Below are 4,252 nucleotides of genomic sequence, written 5' to 3'. Positions count from 1 at the left end.
GTAACTTCGGAAATTGAAAAAGTAAAAGATGTTTCTATTACTAAAGTTATTGGTGGAAGAAACAGAGAACTAAAAGTTATTTTAGATAAAGATAAAATGGCTGAAAATGGTGTAGATGCGTTGGGTATTATGCAACCAATTCAGGCAAATAACAGCAGTTCTCAATCTGGAAGTTTTGTAAAAGGAGATGAAGAATTTTTGGTAACAACTGGTAAATTTTTAACATCTAAAGATGATGTGGAAAATTTAGTTGTTGGTGTAAATCAGCAAATGCCAGTGTATTTAAAACAGGTTGCTACAATACAAGACGGACCAGGAACACCAAAAAGTTATGTAAGTTTTGGATATGGAAAAGAAAACGAACAGTTTAAATCTAATCCAAGTGAATATAGTGCTGTTACGCTATCTATTGCAAAGGTAAAAGGAGCTGATGCGATGAAAATTTCTGAGAAAATTCTTGAAAAAGTTGAGCACTTAAAACAAAACTTAATTCCAAATGATGTTCACGTTGCAGTAACAAGAAATTACGGTGAAACGGCATCTCATAAAGTAGGTGAATTATTATTGCATTTAGGTGTTGCAATTTTAGCAGTTACAATATTAGTAATGTTGGCTATGGGTTGGCGCGGTGGATTAGTAGTATTTTTCTCGGTTCCATTAACTTTTGCCTTAACATTATTTAGTTACTATTTATTAGGCTATACTTTAAACAGAATTACACTTTTTGCCTTAGTTTTTGTGGTAGGAATTGTGGTAGATGATAGTATTATTATTGCCGAAAATATGCACAGGCATTTTAAAATGAAGCGTTTACCATTTAAACAAGCGGCAATTTATGCTATTAATGAAGTTGGAAACCCAACTATTTTAGCAACATTTACTGTAATTGCAGCAATTTTACCAATGGCATTTGTTTCTGGTATGATGGGACCATATATGAGTCCAATGCCAATTGGAGCTTCTATTGCAATGATACTTTCATTATTTGTAGCTTTAACTGTAACTCCTTACTTAGGATACCATTTGTTACAAGAAAAAGACGAACAAGCTCATAAAGAAGAAGAAGGTTTAGAAACTGGGATGATTTATAAAATCTATAAAAAAATTGAACAACCATTTTTAGACAGCAAGAAAAAACGTTTTGTAATGTTGGGAATTACAGTTGTTCTATTAATAGGTTCTGTTCTTATGTTTTTTACAAAATCAGTTGCAGTAAAAATGCTGCCTTTTGATAATAAAAATGAGTTTCAAGTTGTAATTGATATGCCAGAAGGTACAACACTTGAAAGAACGGCTGTTGTTACCAAAGAAATTGCCCAATATTTATCAACCATTCCAGAAGTTGTAAACTACCAAAATTATATTGGAACCTCAGCTCCTATTACTTTTAACGGTTTGGTTCGTCATTACGACCTTAGAGGAGGAAGTAATATGGCTGATATTCAAGTAAATTTATTATTGAAAGAGGACAGAGATTTACAAAGTCATGATATAGCAAAATTGGTTCGACCAGAGGTTCAAAAAATAGCAAAAAAATATGGTGCAAATGTAAAATTAGTAGAAGTTCCGCCAGGACCTCCAGTATTATCTACGTTAGTTGCTGAAGTGTACGGACCTGATTATAAAGAACAAATTAAAGTTGCCAATCAGGTTAAAACCATTTTAGAAAACACTACTGATGTGGTAGATACTGATTGGATGGTTGAAGAAGCTCAAACAGAATATAAATTGGAAATTGATAAGGAAAAAGCAATGTTAAATGGAATTGCACCCCAACAAATTGTTGGTAACTTAACCTATTTATTAACTGAATATCCTATTTCATATTTATATGATGAAAACAGTTTTGATGAAGTAAATATAGTTTTAGGCCTTAATGATGCTGATAAAACAAGCTTACAAGACATTCAAAATATTAAAATTAAAGGAACTAACGGAAATCTTGTTCCTGTAAGTGATTTGGTAAAAATAAAAGTTGATTCTTTAGAAAATAACATTTATAGAAAAGATCAAAAACGTGTAGTTTATGTATTGGCAGATATGGCTGGCGGTTTAGAAAGTCCGGTGTATGCAATTTTAGGAATGAAGGAAAAACTACAAAAAATTGCATTACCAAAAGGTTATAATTTAAACGAATTGTATTTAGAAACGCCATCAGATGAAAGTGATTTTACTGTAAAATGGGATGGAGAATTGCAAATAACTTTAGAAGTATTTAGAGATTTAGGTGCTGCATTTTTAGTGGTTATCATAATAATTTATATGTTAATTGTTGGATGGTTCCAAAACTTTAAAACACCAATTGTAATGATGTTAGCAATACCATTATCATTAGTAGGTATTGTATTAGGACACTGGTTATTAGGCGCTTTCTTTACTGCAACATCTTTTATTGGAATGATTGCATTAGCCGGAGTTATGGTACGTAATTCAGTATTATTAATAGATTTTATTGAAATTAGATTAAATGATGGAATACCGTTAAAACAAGCAATTATAGATGCAGGTGCTGTTAGAACTACGCCAATTTTATTAACAACTGGTGCCGTAGTTATTGGAGCTTCTATTATTTTATTTGATCCAATTTTCCAAGGCTTAGCAATATCATTGGTAGCCGGAGCTATTGTTTCTACATTATTAACACTAATAGTTGTTCCGTTAATTTACTATATGACAGAGAAAAAGAAGTGGGAAAAGAATGAAGAATAAAATGAAGAGTTAAGAATTAAAATTAAAATTTCTAAATATGAAATTACTTATAATAACAGCAATTAATGTATTTGAAAAAGACGTAAAAAAAATACTTAAAAAATCAGGTATAAATACTTTTTCTTATACAGATATCAAGGGTTTTAGAGATTCAACAGAAGAGTCTGTAGGAAGCAATTGGTTTGCCTCAGAAATGAATGAAAGTGAATCGCTTATGTTTTATTCTTTTGCAGATAAAGAAAAAACCGATTTGTTATTTAAATATGCCAATGAATTTAATGAAACCCAAAAAACAAAATCTAAAATTCACGTGGTTATTTTAAACGTAGAAAAATCTAACTAAAAATTATAAAAAATGAAATCGAGATTAATGAATATCATCCCAGGAGCTTTCATATTAATTAGTTTATTATTAGCTATAAAAGTAAATATTAATTGGCTTTGGTTTACAGCATTTGTAGGTGCAAATTTATTTCAACGTGGAATTACAAAGTGGTGTTTACTAGAAATTATTTTAGGAAAATTAGGAGTTAAAGACTAAAAATTGTTTTGTATGTTTGTGCTTTTAATTAGAATATTATAAAAAAGATTTTTAAACATATAATTTCCATAGTTCTTGTTACAACTATACTGCTTCCTTTTGCAGTACAGTTTGTACATTCTTTTGAAAAACATGAACATTCAGTTTGTAAATATCAGAATGAAATTCATTTTGATACACATTCACAATCTGATTGTTCTGCTTTTCATTTTAGAATAAACACTAATACTATAGATTTTTCTACAGAGGTTTTAAAAACCAACATTACTGAAATTACAGAAAAAATAATTTCTGTTAATCATCAATTTTCATCAGAAAAACCTCAATATAAAACATCTAGAGCTCCCCCGTATTTATTGATATAAACAAAATTTTTAATTTTTATCAATAAAATATATACATATGAAAATATTAAGTACAATCCTTTTTATAGGATTATCGTTTTTTGTGCACGCTCAAAACAATTTATCTGGCGTTGTAACTACGCATTTAAATGAGCCAATTTTTGGAGCTCAAATTTATATTGAAGAACTTGGTAAAGGAACTTCTTCAAACGAACAAGGTTATTACTCACTAAACAATTTGCCTAATAACCCTGTTAAAATAACCGTTTCATTTATTGGTTTTGAAACTAAAACTATCACATTTTCACCTTCAAAAACAGAAAATACATTAAATGTAATTTTAATGGATGCTATTTTTAAAATGGATGAAGTTATTATTTCAACTCCGTTTAATAAATTACAATCTGAAAATGTAGTGAAAATTGATAGAGCAAGTGTACAGCAATTAAAAAACAAAGGTGCAGCCACGCTTATTGAAGGTGTTGCTACATTGCCAGGCGTTTCTGTAGTTTCTACTGGAGTTGGTATTGGAAAACCTGTTATAAGAGGTTTACGAGGTAATAGAGTATTGGTTTACACGCAAGGAATTAGATTGGAAAATCAGCAATTTGGAGATGAACACGGATTAGGAATTGATGAATCTAGTGTAGAAAGCGTT

The 4,252-nt window shown here is 29.9% G+C and carries 4 protein-coding genes; all 4 read left to right on the top strand.

What is annotated here, in order from left to right:
- Positions 1 to 2,709: efflux RND transporter permease subunit (locus ABY298_RS15135; protein WP_372746888.1), on the top strand; the 2,709-nt coding region annotated here is incomplete at its 5' end.
- 37 nt (positions 2,710 to 2,746) lie between these two features.
- Complete coding sequence (locus ABY298_RS15130; protein WP_372746887.1) at positions 2,747 to 3,052, top strand: hypothetical protein; 306 nt, start codon at positions 2,747 to 2,749, stop codon at positions 3,050 to 3,052.
- A gap of 12 nt (positions 3,053 to 3,064) precedes the next feature.
- Positions 3,065 to 3,250: a DUF2892 domain-containing protein gene (locus ABY298_RS15125; RefSeq protein ID WP_372746886.1), complete on the top strand. Its 186-nt coding sequence runs from the start codon at positions 3,065 to 3,067 to the stop codon at positions 3,248 to 3,250.
- A gap of 402 nt (positions 3,251 to 3,652) precedes the next feature.
- A partial coding sequence (locus ABY298_RS15120) for a carboxypeptidase-like regulatory domain-containing protein (RefSeq protein ID WP_372746885.1) occupies positions 3,653 to 4,252 on the top strand: 600 nt, incomplete at its 3' end.

The sequence above is a fragment of the Lutibacter sp. genome (assembly GCF_041596795.1).
Taxonomy (GTDB): Bacteria; Bacteroidota; Bacteroidia; order Flavobacteriales; family Flavobacteriaceae; genus Lutibacter.
Note: the sequence above shows the minus strand (reverse complement) of the source record. Positions and strands in the feature narration are given on the sequence as shown.

Bases quoted from the DNA above. Each gene is read 5' to 3' on its own strand.
- ABY298_RS15130 (WP_372746887.1), top strand. From the start codon at position 2,747: ATGAAATTACTTATAATAACAGCAATTAATGTATTTGAAAAAGACGTA.
- ABY298_RS15125 (WP_372746886.1), top strand. From the start codon at position 3,065: ATGAAATCGAGATTAATGAATATCATCCCAGGAGCTTTCATATTAATT.